This window comes from Arthrobacter sp. RCC_34 (assembly GCF_041360795.1).
In the GTDB taxonomy this organism is placed as follows: domain Bacteria; phylum Actinomycetota; class Actinomycetes; order Actinomycetales; family Micrococcaceae; genus Arthrobacter_E.
In genome coordinates this window covers 1,290,550-1,306,977 of sequence record NZ_JBFUPW010000001.1, presented here as the reverse complement: position 1 = coordinate 1,306,977, position 16,428 = coordinate 1,290,550, and the positions used below count along the sequence as shown (strand labels likewise).

General features: G+C 68.6%; 17 protein-coding genes and 1 tRNA gene. 14 read left to right on the top strand and 4 right to left on the bottom strand.

All coding sequences use genetic code 11. The features are described from left to right. The first annotated feature begins 4 nt into the window (after positions 1 to 4). Together AB6732_RS06140 and AB6732_RS06135 are read left to right on the top strand one after the other, a co-directional pair. Positions 5 to 80: transfer RNA gene (locus AB6732_RS06140), tRNA-Gly, on the top strand. A gap of 133 nt (positions 81 to 213) precedes the next feature. Beyond that, positions 214 to 411, top strand: coding sequence for an antitoxin (locus AB6732_RS06135; protein ID WP_370959136.1), 198 nt, complete (start codon positions 214 to 216; stop codon positions 409 to 411). Positions 412 to 507: 96 nt separating this feature from the next. Here the strand turns inward: AB6732_RS06135 and zapE are convergent, their stop codons facing one another. Beyond that, complete coding sequence (zapE, locus tag AB6732_RS06130; protein ID WP_370959135.1) at positions 508 to 1,557, bottom strand: cell division protein ZapE; 1,050 nt, start codon at positions 1,555 to 1,557, stop codon at positions 508 to 510. A 236-nt stretch (positions 1,558 to 1,793) separates the two neighbouring features. Here zapE and AB6732_RS06125 point away from each other — a divergent pair, with 236 nt between their 5' ends. Genes AB6732_RS06125 through ybaK form a run of 3 tightly spaced genes read left to right on the top strand, consistent with a single transcriptional unit; the run spans position 1,794 to position 3,723 of the window. Continuing rightward, positions 1,794 to 2,711 carry a sulfurtransferase gene (locus AB6732_RS06125; RefSeq protein WP_208188902.1) on the top strand — a complete coding sequence of 306 codons (918 nt, stop codon included), beginning with the start codon at positions 1,794 to 1,796 and terminating at the stop codon, positions 2,709 to 2,711. A gap of 22 nt (positions 2,712 to 2,733) precedes the next feature. Continuing rightward, positions 2,734 to 3,228: a SufE family protein gene (locus AB6732_RS06120; RefSeq protein WP_370959134.1), complete on the top strand. Its 495-nt coding sequence runs from the start codon at positions 2,734 to 2,736 to the stop codon at positions 3,226 to 3,228. A 6-nt stretch (positions 3,229 to 3,234) separates the two neighbouring features. Beyond that, the gene (gene ybaK / locus AB6732_RS06115) at positions 3,235 to 3,723 is read left to right on the top strand and encodes a Cys-tRNA(Pro) deacylase (RefSeq protein WP_370959133.1); all 489 of its coding nucleotides are present in this window, start codon (positions 3,235 to 3,237) and stop codon (positions 3,721 to 3,723) included. Positions 3,724 to 3,751: 28 nt separating this feature from the next. Here ybaK and AB6732_RS06110 read toward each other — a convergent pair whose 3' ends face one another. Further along, complete coding sequence (locus AB6732_RS06110) at positions 3,752 to 5,023, bottom strand: alpha/beta hydrolase family protein (RefSeq protein ID WP_370959132.1); 1,272 nt, start codon at positions 5,021 to 5,023, stop codon at positions 3,752 to 3,754. 57 nt (positions 5,024 to 5,080) lie between these two features. Here AB6732_RS06110 and AB6732_RS06105 point away from each other — a divergent pair, with 57 nt between their 5' ends. The 9 genes from AB6732_RS06105 to AB6732_RS06065 all read left to right on the top strand — a co-directional run bounded on the left by AB6732_RS06105 (position 5,081) and on the right by AB6732_RS06065 (position 15,189). Continuing rightward, on the top strand, positions 5,081 to 5,575 hold the full coding sequence (locus AB6732_RS06105; protein WP_370959131.1) for a hypothetical protein: 495 nt from the start codon (positions 5,081 to 5,083) through the stop codon (positions 5,573 to 5,575). 46 nt (positions 5,576 to 5,621) lie between these two features. Next, positions 5,622 to 6,041, top strand: coding sequence for a peptide-methionine (R)-S-oxide reductase MsrB (msrB, locus tag AB6732_RS06100; protein WP_370959130.1), 420 nt, complete (start codon positions 5,622 to 5,624; stop codon positions 6,039 to 6,041). Positions 6,042 to 6,379: 338 nt separating this feature from the next. Next, complete coding sequence (locus AB6732_RS06095) at positions 6,380 to 7,750, top strand: DUF6421 family protein (RefSeq protein ID WP_370959129.1); 1,371 nt, start codon at positions 6,380 to 6,382, stop codon at positions 7,748 to 7,750. Between the two features lie 37 nt (positions 7,751 to 7,787). Next, positions 7,788 to 8,510, top strand: coding sequence for an SDR family NAD(P)-dependent oxidoreductase (locus tag AB6732_RS06090; RefSeq protein WP_370959128.1), 723 nt, complete (start codon positions 7,788 to 7,790; stop codon positions 8,508 to 8,510). Between the two features lie 53 nt (positions 8,511 to 8,563). Then, positions 8,564 to 9,619 (top strand): low specificity L-threonine aldolase, encoded by a 1,056-nt coding sequence (locus AB6732_RS06085; RefSeq protein ID WP_370959127.1) that lies wholly within the window; start codon positions 8,564 to 8,566, stop codon positions 9,617 to 9,619. A 136-nt stretch (positions 9,620 to 9,755) separates the two neighbouring features. Then, positions 9,756 to 10,355: a DUF3000 domain-containing protein gene (locus AB6732_RS06080; protein WP_370959126.1), complete on the top strand. Its 600-nt coding sequence runs from the start codon at positions 9,756 to 9,758 to the stop codon at positions 10,353 to 10,355. A gap of 45 nt (positions 10,356 to 10,400) precedes the next feature. Beyond that, positions 10,401 to 11,699, top strand: a complete 1,299-nt coding sequence (locus tag AB6732_RS06075; protein WP_370959125.1) for an HRDC domain-containing protein — start codon at positions 10,401 to 10,403, stop codon at positions 11,697 to 11,699. Between the two features lie 128 nt (positions 11,700 to 11,827). Beyond that, entirely contained in the window at positions 11,828 to 13,072 is a 1,245-nt protein-coding gene (locus AB6732_RS06070) for an acetyl-CoA C-acyltransferase (protein ID WP_370959124.1), read from the top strand. Then, entirely contained in the window at positions 13,069 to 15,189 is a 2,121-nt protein-coding gene (locus AB6732_RS06065; protein ID WP_370959123.1) for a 3-hydroxyacyl-CoA dehydrogenase NAD-binding domain-containing protein, read from the top strand. The genes AB6732_RS06070 and AB6732_RS06065 overlap by 4 nt, the downstream gene beginning before the upstream one ends. A gap of 5 nt (positions 15,190 to 15,194) precedes the next feature. On the opposite strand, the gene AB6732_RS06060 is transcribed toward AB6732_RS06065, so the two are convergent. Together AB6732_RS06060 and AB6732_RS06055 are read right to left on the bottom strand one after the other, a co-directional pair. Then, entirely contained in the window at positions 15,195 to 15,338 is a 144-nt protein-coding gene (locus AB6732_RS06060) for a hypothetical protein (protein ID WP_370959122.1), read from the bottom strand. Between the two features lie 72 nt (positions 15,339 to 15,410). Further along, positions 15,411 to 16,388 carry an aldo/keto reductase gene (locus AB6732_RS06055; protein WP_370959121.1) on the bottom strand — a complete coding sequence of 326 codons (978 nt, stop codon included), beginning with the start codon at positions 16,386 to 16,388 and terminating at the stop codon, positions 15,411 to 15,413. Between the last annotated feature and the right edge of the window lie 40 nt (positions 16,389 to 16,428).

Genomic DNA, 16,428 nt, shown 5'->3' with positions numbered 1-16,428 from the left:
CCACGCGGACGTAGCTCAGCTGGTAGAGCACCACCTTGCCAAGGTGGATGTCGCGAGTTCGAATCTCGTCGTCCGCTCCACTTTCTCCTCAGGTTTATGTTCTGTGAGAGATCTGAAAGACCACCTTCGGGTGGTCTTTTTCTTTTCCCCTCTTTCAACTATGCTCGGTGATCGAACGGGGCGTCTGGCCCCGCCAACGGAAAGGAGGTGCCTGTGTCTGTCTTTGACGATCTGAAGGGCAAGGCCCAGGATCTGGTCCAGGGCAACGAGCAGGCCATCAAGGATGGCATCGAGAAGGTCGGCGACTTTATCGATGAGAAAACCGGTGGCAAGTTCGCTGGCCAGGTGGACGCAGTCCAGGATGGCGCTTCCAACCTCGTGGAGAACCTCGAAGGTAAGGACAACGCCTAGGCCGGAAGCCTGAGGCGCCCAAAGCATTTGTCAAGCGAGGCGCCGGTACTGCCGAGAGGCAGCACCGGCGCTTTGGCGTTTAAGGGGCGGAGACCGTCAGATCGCGGGTTCGTGCTGCTGCGCCTCGCGCGCCAGGGCTGTCAGGCGGGACACGGCACGGAAGTACTTCTTCTGGTAACCGCCGGCCATCATCTCCGGGGTGAAGAGCTGGTCGAAGGACACCCCACTGGCGAGAATCGGCACGTCCTTGTCGTAGAGGCGGTCGGCCAGCACCACGAAGCGCAGTGCGACGGCCTGCTCCGTCACCGGGGTGACGCCCTTCCAGACCACGGCCTCGACGCCGTCGAGCAGAGCGCGATACCGGCTCGGGTGCACGCCGGCCAAGTGGGAGATGAGGCTCGGGAAGTCGTCCACCGCCACCGTCTTGCCCTCGAACTCGGCCTTCATCCGGGAATTCAGCTCATCGGCACGGACCGGCTGGGGCGCCGCCGGCAGGCCGCGGTGACGGAAGTCCTCGCCGTCCACACGGATCACGTCGAACTGATCGGACAGCACCTGGATCTCGCGCTGGAAGTCGACGGCGGCGAAGCGCCCCTCCCCCAGCGAGCCCGGCAGGGTGTTGGAGGTGGCCGCAAGCTTCACGCCGGCGTCGGCCAGTTCGCGCATGAGCCGCGACATCAGGACGGTGTCGCCCGGATCGTCCAGTTCGAATTCGTCGATGCACACGAGCTTGTAGCTGCTCAGCGCTTCCACGGTCTTCCGGAAGGAGAGCGCGCCCACCAGATTGGTGTACTCGACGAAGGTGCCGAAAGCCTTCGGCCCGGGAACGGCGTGCCAGAGCGAGGCGAGCAGGTGGGTCTTGCCCACGCCGAATCCGCCGTCGAGGTAGATGCCCGCCCGGCCGGCGTCCTTTTTCTTGCCGAAGAACTTCCCGAACAGCCCTCCCGAGGAGGACGCGCCCACACCGGCCGCGAACTCCCGGAGGGCCTTCACCGCGGCGGCCTGACTCGGATGCGCAGGATCGGGACGGTAGCTGTCGAAGGACACCTCCCCGAAACGGTAGGTGGGAGCGAACCCCGCCAGGATCTCATCGGCTGAGACGGCGGGCGTCCGGGTGGAAAGCTGTTCGATCTGCAAGGGTTCCATTCCTCCAAGGCACGGCAGCCCGGGCGACTGAACCGCAGTGCCCAGGATACCGGGCCTTGGCCCCTCGACGGGGGCGGGCTTCCTCACACCCCGGGAATATCGACGACGGCGCAGTGTTGCCCGATGTGAACTCTCACCTTCCCTGGGGAGCCGGCGTGGTTAAGGTTGACTCAACGGCACAGTCCCGTCCCCGGGGCACGAGCCGATCCTGTCCCCGAAGAAAGCCAGGCTGACCCATGAGCATCGCCCCTGAAGAGAACGACAAGTTCGCCAGCTACGCACACCCGGAACGCCTGGTGTCCACGGACTGGCTCGCCGAGCAGATCGCCTCCGGCGCCGTCGCGGACGGCCGCCTCGTGGTGGTCGAGTCGGATGAGGACGTCCTGCTGTACGAGACCGGCCACATCCCCGGCGCCGTGAAGATCGACTGGCACACGGACCTCAATGACGAAGTGACCCGCGACTACGTGGACGGCGCCGCCTTCGCCGAGCTCGCCGCGTCCAAGGGCATCTCCCGCGACTCCACTGTCGTCATCTACGGCGACAAGTCGAACTGGTGGGCCGCCTACGCCCTCTGGGTCTTCACCCTGTTCGGTCACGAGGACGTCCGTCTCCTGGACGGCGGCCGCGACAAGTGGATCGCCGAGGGCCGCGAGCTCGTCACCGACGTGCCTGCCCCCGCCGCCGGCGACTACCCCGTCGTCGAGCGTGACGACCAGCCGATCCGTGCCTTCAAGGAAGACGTGCTCGCCCACCTCGGCAAGCCCCTCATCGATGTCCGCTCCCCCGAGGAGTACAGCGGCGCCCGCACCCACATGCCCGCCTACCCGGAGGAAGGCGCGCTCCGTGGCGGCCACATCCCCACCGCGGCCTCCGTCCCGTGGGCCCGCGCGGCCGCCGAGGACGGCAGCTTCCGTTCACGTGAGGAACTGGACGCCATTTACGGCGGCGAAGCCGGACTCACCGCAGGTGACGAGGTCATCGCGTACTGCCGTATCGGCGAGCGGTCCAGCCACACCTGGTTCGCGCTGAAGTACCTGCTGGGCTTCGAGAACGTCCGCAACTACGACGGCTCCTGGACCGAATGGGGCAACGCCGTGCGCGTCCCGATCGTGAAGGGCTCCGAGCGCGGCGAGGTTCCGGCCGGCTTCTGAGCCAGGCGTAGGATTGATGCCCATGAGCAGTCAGCTTCCCTCCGCCCAGCTTCCGCCAGCACTTCCACCGGCACTGGCCGAGATCGTCGAGGAGTTCCAGGCTCTTGAGGAGCGGGACCGCCTTCAGCTGCTCCTGGATTTCTCCCGGGGCCTGCCGGAGCTTCCCGCACGCCTCAAGGACCACCCGGAGCTTCTCGAGCAGGTGGTCGAGTGCCAGTCGCCCCTCTTCCTCACCATCGAGGCGGAGGGCCGCGGGGCTGACGCCCGGATCCAGCTCTTCTTCCAGGCGCCGGCCGAGGCTCCCACCACGCGCGGTTTCGCGGGTGTGCTCCATGAGGGTCTGAACGGCCTCAGCGCGGCCGAGATCCTCGCGGTTCCGGATGACATGCCGGAGCTCCTGGGTCTGACCCGCGCGGTGTCCCCACTCCGGATGCGCGGCATGACCGCCATGCTCGGAAGGATCAAGCGCAAGGTGACGGCCTACGTGGCCCAGTCGACCGCCGTCGCGCCGTCCTGATCCGGCATGGCCGGTAAGAAACACAGCACCGGGACCCCGGCCACCCTCGCTCTCGAGGAGGCCGGGGTCCCGTTCACGCTGCACGCGTACGAGCACGACCCCCGGAACACGAACTTCGGGCTGGAAGCGGCGGAGGCCCTCGGCTTCTCCCCTGACCAGGTGTTCAAGACCCTCATGGTGCAGCTCGCAGACGGCATGGCCGTGGCCATCGTGCCCGTGAGCGGCACCCTGGACCTCAAAGCCGCCGCCTCCGCGTTCGGCCAGAAGAAGGCGTCCATGGCCGACCCGGCCGCGGCCCAGCGCCGCACGGGCTACGTCCTGGGCGGGATCTCGCCCCTGGGTCAGCGTTCGCCGTCGCCCACGGTCCTTGATGACTCGGCGTTTGAGCACGCCACGATCCTGGTCTCCGGCGGACGCCGGGGTCTCGACGTCGAGCTCTCGCCGGAGGACCTGAGCCGCCTCACCGGCGCTGTGCGCGCCACGATCCGCGCCTGAGCGGCACGCCGCGCCTCACAGGACGGCCTCAGACCGCCGCGGCCGGCCCCTTCCGCTCCTCCAGCTGGGCACCGAGCCACTCCCGGAGGGTCGACTCCCAGCGCTCCCGGTCCACGTTCCACTCCCGCGTGTGTCGCGCCTGCTGGAACGGCACGAACGTCACCATCTCCGGGTTCTTGGCGGCGAGCTTCTCCGACGGCCCATAGGGGACGAAGTCGTCGTCCACGCTGTGCAGGATGAGGGTGGGGGTCCGCAGCTCGATCGAGCGGGTCACCCAGTCCATGGACTTGAGGTCCACGGGCGCGGACAAGCCGGTCAGCCGTCGGCCCAGAGGATGGGACAGCATGAACTGCCCATAGCGCCCCACCTCGGCGGGGATGCGGTTGAGCCGCGCCTGGAAGGCGAGCACGTCCACCCAGTCGATCACCGGAGCATCCAGGACCAGCGCCCTGATGGCATGCCGATTGCGGGCCTGATCCGCGGCCTGCAGGGCGACCGCTCCGCCCATCGACCAGCCGAACAGCACCACGTCCGTCGCACCGTGGTCCAGGGCGTAGCCGATCGCGGCCTCGACTTCGCGCCACTCGGTGGACCCCAGGCCGTAGCGCCCCGCATCCGCCGGAGGGGCCTCACCGTCATTGCGATAGGAGATGAGCAGGCTCGTCAGGCCGAGTTCCTGGACCACGGGCAAGGCCCGCAGGCCTTCCATCCGCGTCGCGCCGCGACCGTGCACCATGATCGCCCAGACGTTCTGACCACCGGGGGCGGCGTGTTTGCGGTGCCCCGCGCCGGAGGCGTCCTCCGGCGCGGGGACCAGCCAGGCGGGGAAATCGCCGATCTCGTCCCGAAGCAGGACCTCCTCGAAGTCGATCCCGAGGGCGGCCGGGTCCGGATAAGTAGCCCCGCCCCAGCGGCCCCACCGCACCCGGTCCAGACTGCCGGAGTAGATCTCCTCGATCTCGCGCTGCACCGTGCCTTCCAAGGGCGAATAGGAGGTGATGCGGCCGATCCTGGCCAGGCCGGCGTCGCCGTCGAAGTGGAAGCTGTAGACCCCGTCCCCGGTGTTCTCCGCCGTGGCGCGGAAGATCGCCTCGGGGCCGCGGTCACCCTGCACGACGGCGAGCAGTTCCTCCCCTTGGCTCTTCACCCGGTCCGGGGTGATGATGCGCCGGGCGAAGTAGGCGGCCAGGGCCGAGCTCCCGGCCCCCAGCAACGCCGTCGCCGCCAGGGCCGACGCGACGCCCAGTCCCGCGATCCTGAAGAAACCATGGCCACGTGCCGTGCTGCTCTGTTCTTCCATGACATCCATTCTGCTGGCTGTGGCCGGGAATCTCCTGTACCGGACTAGTCTTGTCACATGATTCAGCCAATCGTCATCCTGACGGAAACCACACTGGACGGCTCGGACCGCACGAGCCTGGAGGAACTCCTGGACGGCGGGGAGTTCTCCGCGAAGCTCCTGGTCCAGGCCGACACGCAGCGGCATCTGCTGGTCGATTTCGTCGAACATCTCTCGCTGCTCGAGTTCGCCGAGGCCTTCCGCGAGCTGGGCGCCAAGGCTCCTGACGCCGCCGACGCCCGGCAGGATGCTTCCCAGATTCTCGAGAAGTCCCTGGCCGCCCTGGAGGGCCTGTTCCAGGAGATCGACGGCAGTGTCGTCGACGAAGGGTCCGCCGTCCAGGCCCTCGTGGACGCCGTCAAGGAGACCGGCGCCAGCCAGGCCGTCGTGTTCACGCGTCCGCACGCCGTCCTGGACACCTTCCATGCGGACCTGGCGAGCAAGGCACAGCACGCCCTCGGACTTCCTGTGCTGCATCTCTACGCGGGTTCGGGATTCATCGGGGACTCCTGAGCGTTAACACCTGTGCCGAACAGATCATCGGAGTGAGGAGCACATCATGGATCGCCCGGGAAACGGCGCAGAGGTCGTCAAGAGTGACCAGGAGTGGCGTCAGGAGCTGACGCCCGAGGAGTATCAGGTGCTGCGCCAGGCCGGCACGGAGCGTGCATTCACCGGCGAGTACTGGGACACCAGGCAGGAGGGTGTGTACAGCTGCCGTGCCTGTGGCGCGGAGCTGTTCACGAGCTCGGAGAAGTTCGACTCGCACTGTGGCTGGCCGTCCTTCTTCGCGCCACTGGCCGAGGGCCGGGTCCGGTATCTCCGGGACTCCACTCTGGGCATGGAGCGCGTCGAGGTGCGCTGCGCCAGCTGTGACTCGCATCTGGGGCACGTCTTCGAAGGCGAGGGGTACGACACTCCCACCGATCAGCGGTACTGCATCAACTCGGTCTCGCTGAAGCTGCGGCCCGCCGAATAGAGCAGGAGATCACGGCTCACCGGCCGGTCCCGGACCTTCGGTGAGTCCGCTGTGAGGGGCGTGAGTCCGCTACATGAAGTAGCGGACTCACGCCCCTTGTCGCTGACTCAGCGGGGCTTGTCGAGGCGCCGGCGAACTCGGCAGGAGGAAGCTTCCGCCGTCCGTGGGCCTCGAACCGCCAGAGACCCACCAAGCATAAGAACTGCTGTTGCTTCGCCCGAATTTGCATCAGCCCTGGTTGCTCACGGCTACGCTGAATCCAGATGTCACGGTGTGGCGGATCACACATGATCCCCCGCACCTTCCCCCTCGGGGAACAGAGGAAAAGGAGCCTGGCCATGACCGCCACCACCATCGAGACCACCTCCCGCGTCACTGCCGAGCACCCGGCCTGGCAGCGTCTGAAGGCCGCTGCCAGCAGCGTGCAGCCGTTCCAGTCCAAGAACGGCGCCATCGAGGATGCCGCGAATCACGCCGCAGCGGCCGAGGCTATCGACACCGTCGTCGCAGCCGTCGCCGAGCTGGCCCCGCACTTCCCGCATGACGCCGAGTACCTCACCCTTCTGCAGAAGGACCTGAAGGCCTGGGCCGCCGCAGGCTTCGGCGAGCCGGACTTCCTCGACTCCCTCATGGCGTTCCAGCCGCAGGAGCACCGCATCGACGGCCTCCAGCACCTGGTGGTCTTCCCGATGTACACCCAGAACGGCAGCACCCAGCGTCTGCTCGAGGCCGTGCTGGTGGAGGTCCTGTGGCCCGAGTTCATCTCCGAGCTCGAAGCCGGCGCGTACTCCAACAAGCTGTTCGTCCCGCTGAGCTTCGTCGACTTCACGGCCGGTTACGACACCAACTCCGCCGTGCTCTTCCCCGAGTCCGTGGCCGTCCGCGAGACCCCGGCCTTCACCTGGGGCGCCATCTTCCAGGACCGCGAAGCAGCCCGCTTCCGCCGGGTCCTGAAGGCCGCCGCCGAGATCACCTCGCTGGACCTCCCCGAGGATGCCGCCGAGCTGATCGAGGACCAGCAGCTGACGCAGGAGGCCTTCATCATGTGGGACCTCATCCACGACCGCACCCACATGCGCGGCGATCTGCCCTTCGATCCGTTCATGATCAAGCAGCGCATGCCGTTCTTCCTCTACTCCCTCGAAGAGCTCCGCTGTGACCTCACCGCCTTCCGCGAGTCCGTCCTCGTCGAGAAGGACGAGAACGCCAGCCCCGAGGCCCGCAAGCACGCCAAGCTCGTGCAGTACGCGGTCATCTTCGACCGGATCTTCCGCTTCTCCATCACCGGCTCCCGCGTCCGCAACTACGACGGCCTCGGCGGACAGCTGCTCTTCGCGTGGATGCACCAGCACCGCGTGCTGCACTGGACCGACGGCAAGATGAGCATCGAGTGGGACAACGTCGCCGACGTCGTCGTGGCCCTGGGTGAGCAGATCGAAGAGCTGTACTGGCGCTCGATCGACCGCCCGAAGGTCGCCCACTGGATCGCCGCGTACGAGATGATCTCCGCGACCGTCACGCCGCACCCCGCCTCCGTGTGGGCCAAGGGCCCCGACGCCCTGCCGCTGACCGGCACGCCGCGCGAGATCACCGACCAGGTCATGGACGACGAGTTCCCGCTCTCCATGTTCTTCGAGGCCCTCGAGAAGAAGATGCGCACCGTCATCGAGTCCACCGCGGGCATCACCGGCGCCACCGCGCTGTCCTGAACCACGGCACCCTGAACGAGAGCCTAGACTCGACATCATGAACAACCTCACCGTTGTCGTCGCCGGCGGCAGCAGCCCTTCCGGGGTTGCTGCCGCCGCGGCGTTTTCCCAGGCTGGACACCGCGTCTACACGATCGGTTCCTCCCCCGCCCGTATCGAGGCGGCCGCGACCGCCGCCACCGAGGCCTCCGGGCACACGGTCACCCCTCTGGTCTGCGATCTCTCCGACCATGCCGCCGTGGAGCGGCTCGCGGCCGAGATCACGGACGACGCCGGCGGCGTGGACGGCGTGCTGCACCTCGTGGGCGGGTGGCGGGGCGGGACCTCGCTGCTGGATCAGAGCGACGAGGACTGGGACTTCCTGCACCGCCAGGCAGTCCAGACCCTGCGCAACACCAGCCGAGCATTCCTCCCGGCACTCCTCGCCTCGTCGTCCGGGCGGTTCGTCATGGTGGGTTCGACCATCGCCGAGAATCCCACGGCCAAGGGCGCCAACTACGCCGCCGCCAAGGCCGCGGCGGAGGCCTGGACCCTCTCCGTGGCGGACGCTTTCCGCACGTCGGAGACCGGCGACGCCGCCGCCGTCGTGCTCGCGGTGAAGTCCCTCGTGGATGAAGCCCAGCGCGCCGCCCACCCCGAACGCAAGTTCCCGGGCTACACGGACGTCACCCAGCTCGCCCAGGCGGCTCTCGACCTCTTCGGCGAAGACGCGGCGGATCTCAACGGCACGCGCCGGATCCTGCCGGCCTGGAACGCGTGACCCGCATCCTTTCCCATCGCCTCCCGACAACAGAACAGGAAACACACGCCGCCATGGCATCCGCACCCCTGCATGACGTCACCAGCCGGGGCTTCGCCTCGGACAACTACTCCGGCGTCCACCCGGAGATCCTGGAAGCCATCGCCCAGGCCAACCACGGGCACCAGATCGCCTACGGCGAGGACCAGTACACCGAACGCCTCGGAGAGGTCCTTGAGGGCCACTTCGGCGCCGGGATCGAGTACTACCCGGTCTTCAACGGCACCGGCGCCAATGTGGTGGCCCTCCAGTCGCTGCTCCCCCGCTGGGGCGCGGTGGTGTGTGCCACCACGGCCCACATCAACGTCGACGAGAACGGCGCGCCCGAGCGGATGGGCGGCATCAAGCTGCTTCCCGTCCCCACGGAGAACGGCAAGCTCACCCCCGAGCTCATCGACCTGGAGGCCTGGGGCTACGGTGACGAGCACCGCGCCCAGCCGCTGGCCGTCTCCATCACCCAGAGCACCGAACTCGGCACCGTGTACACCCCGGAGGAAGTCCGCGCGATCGCCGATCACGTGCACGCCAAGGGGATGAAGCTGCACATGGACGGCTCCCGGCTGGCCAACGCGGCCGCCACCCTCGGCCTGCCGCTGCGCGCCTTCACGCGCGACGCCGGCGTCGACATCCTCTCCTTCGGCGGCACCAAGAACGGGCTGATCTTCGGCGAGATCGTCGTGGCGCTCAACCCGGAGGCCGCGCCCGGCCTGATCTACCTGCGCAAGATGAGCATGCAGCTCGCGTCCAAGATGCGCTTCATGTCGGCGCAGTTCATCGCGCTCCTGGAGGGCGACCTCTGGCTGCGGTCCGCGAGCCACGCCAATGCCATGGCTCAGCGCCTGCGGTCCGCCGTGGAGGGCCTGCCCGGGGTGGAGATCACCCAGGACACGCAGTCCAACGGCGTCTTCGCCATCCTCCCGGAGGGCGTGGCGGACGCGGTGCGGGCCAAGTTCCGCTTCTATGACTGGGACGCCGGCCGCCGCGAGGTCCGCTGGATGTGCTCCTTCGACACCACCGAGGCCGATGTGGACGCCTTCGCCGCCGCCCTGCGCGCGGAACTCGGAGCCTGACCGGACTCCGCTGATCCGGCGTCATCGCGCCGGATCAGACACTTCGGAGCCCCAGGAGGGGCCGCCGAAGCGTCAAACTCGCAACGTGCGGGCGTGGCTCAGGCGAGCCGCGCCCGCACCGCAGTATTCTCGTGCCGTGAACGCCAATGCCCCGTTGCCCTCGGGCTTCAACAGAGCACTCTCCTCGCTGAAGGCCGCGCGGTCCCGCGCGGAACTCCGGCTCGAGGAGATCCCCGCTCCGGCACGGCTCGCGCCCTTCGCCGTGGCGCTCGGCGCGGAGATCTCCCCCTCGGCACTGGGCCCCGGCCTCGCGGACGCCGAAGGACTCGCCGACCTGGCCACCGGCCGCTTCATCCTGCTCCACGATCCGGCCGGATCCGAGGTCTGGGGCGGAGACTTCCGGGTGGTGACGTTCATCCGGGCGCAGATGGACGCCGAGATGGGTAACGACGAACTCCTGGGCACCGTCGCCTGGACCTGGCTCGTCGAAGCGCTGCAGAATCACGGCGCCGAGTACCGCTCCGCAGGCGGCACCGCGACACGGGTGCTGTCCGATTCCTTCGGGACGCTCGCCGAGCGCGGCAGCACCATCGACATCGAACTCCGCGCCTCGTGGACGCCTGCGGACTGGCGCGTGCAGAACCACCTCGAAGCCTGGGCGGACATGGTGTGCTCCTTCGCCGGTCTCCCCCCGCTGCCTGAAGGCGTGACGGCCCTTCCGGGGCGACGTTTTTGAGCCTCCGGCGGTCCCACTCCGGGGCACCGATAAACTGAGAGCACCATGACCCTGAAGCGAAACCTGACCACGGCCGGCGATCCGGCCGCTGACACAGCCTCCCATGACCTGGACGACCTCGCCCTCGAGGCGCCCGACGTCGTCGAACTGGACACCCCGCGCGAAGGCGTCCCCTTCGTCATCAGCACCGACGCCGGCCTGCAGCGCTGCGCCGACGCGCTGGCCGCCGGAACCGGCCCCGTCGCCGTCGACGCCGAACGTGCCTCCGGCTTCCGGTACGGCCAGCGTGCGTTCCTCGTGCAGATCCGCCGCGAAGGCGCGGGAACCTGGCTCATCGACCCCGAACCGTTCGAGGATCTCGAACCGATCCAGGCCGCGCTCGATGGTTCCGAATGGATCCTGCATGCCTCCACCCAGGACCTGCCGTGCCTGAGCGAGCTCGGCCTGTGGCCCTCGGCCCTGTTCGACACGGAGCTCGCCGCACGCCTGGCCGGGCTGCCGCGCGTCGGGCTGGCCGCCGTGATCGAGCAGCTCCTGGGCTTCCGCCTGGCGAAGGAGCACTCCGCCGCGGACTGGTCCACCCGCCCCCTGCCCGAGCCGTGGCTGAAGTACGCCGCCCTGGACGTCGAGGTGCTCATCGAGCTGCGGGAGGAACTGATCGAGCTCCTGAGCAGCCAGGGCAAACTGGAGTTCGCCCTGGAGGAGTTCCAGGCGATCCTGGACGCCGGCGTCGCGCCCCCGCGCAAAGAACCCTGGCGGCGGACGTCCGGCATGCACCAGATCCGTGACCGCCGGCAGCTGGCCGCGGTGCGTCAGCTCTGGCTCGAGCGCGAGGACCTGGCGCGCAAACGCGACGTCGCACCAGGCCGCCTCCTGCCGGACTCCGCGCTCATCGCCGCGGCCCGGGCCATGCCCACCACGGTGCCGCAGCTGATCGCCACCCGGGGCTTCGACGGCCGCGCGGCGCAGCGCGAAGCACCCCGCTGGCTCCGCGCCCTCATGTCCGCCCGGGACACCGACGACCTTCCCCCACTGCATCTGCCGACCAACGCCCCGCCTCCCCCGCGCGCCTGGGCGGACAAAGACCCGGTCGCCGCCGCCCGGCTGGCCACCGCCCGCCAGGCGCTCACGGATCTCGCTGCGGAGTGGGACATGCCCGTGGAGAACCTGCTCACGCCGGATCACCTGCGGCGGCTCATGTGGCGTCCGCCCACGGAACTGACCACGGAGAGTGTAGACGGCGCCCTCGCGGAACTAGGTGCGCGCTCCTGGCAGCGGAAGCTCACGGTGCCCCTGCTGCTGGAGGCACTGCTGCACCCCCAGCCGGAGTCACCGGCCGCCTGACCACACTCTCGGACACCCCTTGCCCCAACAAGTTACTGGCGAGTAACATGTGGTTGAACGCGTCCGGCGCCCGCCGGGCAGAAGCGTGTCGCCCGCTCGGCGGGCGTTGAACTCAACGAGGAGCAAGCGTGAGCCGCATCCGCAATGGCCTGGCCGGCCGCGATGTCGTCTTTGTCGACGGCATCCGCACACCGTTCGGCAAGGCAGGAGACAAGGGCATCTATGCCGAGACCCGTGCCGACGACCTGGTGGTCAAGTGCATCCGAGAACTGATGCGACGCAATCCGGGACTCCCGGCCGAGCGCGTGGATGAGGTGGCCATCGCCGCCACCACCCAGACCGGCGACCAGGGCCTGACCATCGGGCGCACCGCGGCACTGCTCGCGGGTCTCCCCCAGTCCGTGCCAGGCTTCGCCATCGACCGCATGTGCGCGGGCGCCCTGACCGCCGTGACCACCACCGGCTCCGGGATCGCCTCGGGCGCGTACGACGTCGTCATCGCGGGCGGTGTGGAGCACATGGGTCACCACCCGATGGGTGTCGGAGCCGATCCCAACCCCCGCTTCCTCGCCGAACGGATCGTGGATCCCGCCGCCCTGAACATGGGCAACACCGCCGAGAACCTCCACGACCGCTTCCCCGCCATCACCAAGGAGCGCGCCGACGCCTACGCCGTCGCCTCGCAGCGCAAGGTCGCCGAAGCCTACGAGAGCGGCGACATCCAGGCGGGCCTCGTCCCTGTGGCGAGCAAGAAGGCCGGCGCCGGCTGGACCCTGAACACCGTGGACGAGCCGCCGCGGCCCGGCACCACCCTGGAGGACCTCGAGGGCCTCCGCACCCCCTTCCGCCCGCACGGCCGCGTCACCGCGGGCAATGCCGCCGGCCTGAACGACGGCGCGACGGCGGCCCTGCTCGCCGATGCGGACACGGCCGAAGAGCTGGGCCTGCCGGTCCGCATGCGCATGGTCTCCTACGCCTTCGCCGGCGTCGAGCCGAGCGTCATGGGCTACGGCCCCGTCCCCTCCACCCTCAAGGCCCTCGAGAAGGCCGGGCTGGGGATCGAGGACATCGGACTCTTCGAGATCAACGAGGCATTCGCCGTGCAGGTCCTGAGCTTCCTGGACTACTTCGGCATCGCCGACGACGATCCCCGCGTCAACCGCTTCGGCGGCGCGATCGCGCTGGGCCACCCCCTCGCCTCCTCGGGCGTGCGCCTGATGAACCAGCTCGCCCGCCAGTTCGAACAGGACCCGAGCGTCCGTTACGGCATCACGACGATGTGCATCGGCCTCGGCATGGGCGGCACGATCATCTGGGAGAACCCCCACCACCCCGACTACGGAACCGACGCACAGGCAGGAGAGGCAGCATGAGTCTCGACGATTTCACGGAACTCGCAGAGCTCTTCAGCACGGAGACTGTGACCCACTCGCTGGTCCAGGACGTGCCCCTGCCCGGCATCGGCACGCTGGCGCTCGTGACCCTGGACAACGGGCTCGACCACCGCAAGCCCACCACGCTCGGCCCGAACACGCTCCTCGAGCTCGGGCGCACGCTCGAAACCCTTGCGGAGCGCGCGGCCAAGGGTGAGATCCAGGCCGTGGGCATCACCGGGAAGCCGTACTTCCTCGTGGCCGGCGCCGACTTGACCGCGGTCTCCGCCATCTCCAAGCCGGAGCACGGCCTGGCCATGGCCCAGCTGGGTCACGAGGTGTACGGCCTGCTGCGGAACCTGCCGGTGCCGAGCTTCGCGTTCATCAACGGCCTCGCTCTGGGTGGCGGCCTCGAGGTCGCCCTCCAGTCCACGCACCGCACGGTCAGCGCCTCCGCCGGCGCCCTCGGCCTCCCCGAGGCCTTCCTGGGCCTCGTCCCGGGCTGGGGTGGCGTCTATCTCCTGCCGCGTCTGATCGGGCCGGAGAACGCCGTCAAGGTGATGATCGAAAACCCGCTGAACAACAACCGGACCCTCAGCGGCAAGCAGGCCCTGGAACTCGGCGTCGCGGACGCCCTCTTCGACGCCGCCGACTTCCTGGAGCAATCCCTCTCCTGGGCAGCCCAGGTGCTCAGCGGCGAGGTCACACCGGAACGCACGCACGCCGTCGACGCCTCCGATCCGCAGGTGGCCGAGCGCTGGCAGGCGGCGGTCGACGCCGGACGCGCCTTCGTGAGCCGCAAGATCTCCGATGCGGCCCCGGCCCCCGGCAAGGTCCTCGACCTGCTCGAGGCCAACCGCACCCAGACGCAGGAGGAGTCCGCCGCGGCCGAGTGCGAGGCCCTGGCCGGGCTCATGCAGACCGGCGAGTTCCGCTCGACGGTCTACGCGTTCCTCGATCTGGTGCAGAAGCGCGCCAAGCGTCCCGCCGGGGCGCCGGACGCCAAGCTGGCGCGTCCTGTCACCAAGGTGGGCGTGGTCGGCGCCGGTCTCATGGCGGGCCAGCTCGCCCTGCTCTTCGCCAAGCAGCTCAAGGTGCCCGTCGTCATGACGGACATCGACCAGGAGCGCGTGGACCGCGGCGTCTCCTACATCCACGGTGAAGTCGACAAGCTGCAGGCCAAGGGCCGGATGTCCGCCGACGCGGCCAACCGGACCAAGGGGCTCATCACGGGCGCCGTGGACAAGCAGGCGTTCGCCGACGCCGACTTCGTGATCGAAGCGGTGTTCGAGGAGCTCTCCGTCAAGAAGCAGGTGTTCGCGGAAGTCGAGGCCATCGTCTCCCCCGAGTGCATCCTGGCCACCAACACCTCCAGCCTGTCCGTCACGGAGATGGCGCGCGATCTGGAGCACCCGGAGCGGCTCGTCGGCTTCCACTTCTTCAACCCGGTGGCGGTCATGCCGCTGCTGGAGATCGTGCGGGCGCCGAAGACCTCGGACGAGACTCTGGCCACGGCATTCCAGCTCGCCAAGAACCTGAAGAAGAGCGCCGTGCTCGTCAAGGACGCCGCCGCCTTCGTGGTGAACCGCGTCCTCCTGCGGCTCATGGGCGAAGTGACTGCCGCCTTCGACGAGGGCACTCCGGCCGACGTCGCGGACAACGCGCTGCGCCCCATGGGCCTGCCGATGACTCCGTTCACCCTCGGCGCCATGGTCGGCCTGCCGGTGGCGCAGCACGTGCAGGAATCCCTGCACGCGGCCTTCGGCGACCGCTTCACGGTCTCGGCCAACCTCCAGGCCCTGATCGACAACGGCGTGAAGGGCCTCTGGGCCCCGACCGACGACGGCGGCCAGGAGATCCCGGAGCGCGTGCTGGCCCTGATGACGTTCGGGGACAGCCCGTCGACGTCCGAACAGGTCCTCACGCGCACCCAGGACGCGCTGGCGGAGGAGATCGGCCTCATGCTCGAGGAGGGCGTGGTGGCAGGTCCCGAGGACATCGACCTCTGCATGATCCTCGGCGCCGGCTGGCCCATGTTCCTGGGCGGCATCACGCCGTACCTGGACCGGGTGGGCGCCTCCGAGCGTGTCAACGGCAAGCGGTTCCACGCGGCCTGAGCCACTCACCCTGAGCCGCGCGGGCGACGGGGACCACGACGACGGGGACGGCACCAGCGGGTGCCGTCCCCGTCGTCGTCGTTGCTCAGCCCGGTGCTCTCACCCGCAGCCCCCGCCCCGATCGACTGCTCCACAGGATTCCATTCCACGGAGAAATCCTTCGAAAAAGGAATCGTGGGGAGCAGTCGATGGGCCGTGAGAGGCGCCGAGACCAGCCGAGGCTAGAAGAGCGCGACCTTGGGCACGGGCGGGAAGATCTCGTCCAGGACGGTCAGATCCTCAGGGCTGAGCCGCGCTTCGACCGCGCGCGCGTTCTGCTGGATCTGCTCGACCTTGGTCGCGCCGGCGATCACACTGCTGACAGGCTCCTGGGCCAGGAGCCATGCGAAGGCCACCTCGACCTCGGTGAGTCCGCGCTCCCGTGCGAACTCCGAGTACTTGCCCATCTGCTCCCAGTCGGCGTCGCGCACCATGTTCTGGCGCGTGTGGCTGAGGCGTGAACCCTCGGGCACGCGGTCCGGCGCGTACTTGCCGGTCAGGAAGCCGTTGGCGAGCGGGAAGTACGGCAGAACCCCGAGACCGTAGGCGCGGGCGGCCGGGAGGACTTCGAGCTCCGCGCGGCGGTCCAGCAGGTTGTAATGGTTCTGGCTCGAGATGAACCGCTCGGTGCCGAGCGAGTGCGCCAGGAACTCCGCCTCGGCGATCTGCCAGCCGGCACGGTTGGAGTGGCCGATGTACCGCACCTTACCAGCCGTCACGAGGTCATCGAGGGCCCGGAGCGTCTCCTCAACCGGCGTCCCGTCGTCCGGGGTGTGGAACTGGTACAGATCGATCCAGTCGGTGCCGAGACGCCTCAGGGACGCCTCCACAGCGTTGATGATGTAGCGGCGCGAGCCACGAGCGCCGTAGTCCGCGCCGTTGGCGCCATTCATGTCCATGCCGAACTTGGTGGCCAGGACCACCTCGGAGCGTCGGTCCCCCAGGGCCTTGCCCAGCATCTCTTCGCTGAGGCCCGGCGTCGCGCCGTAGACGTCCGCGACGTCGAAGAGCGTGACGCCCGCGTCCAGCGCCGCGTGGATGACGGTGTCCGTGCCTTCCTGGGTGAAACTCGGCGTGTTCGGCCGGCCGAGGTTGTTGCACCCCAGGCCGATGGTGGACACGACGAGTCCGGATGTTCCCAATCTGCGGTATTCAGTCATGGTGCCAGCCTATCGAATGCCCCCTGGCAGTGCTCAGGCC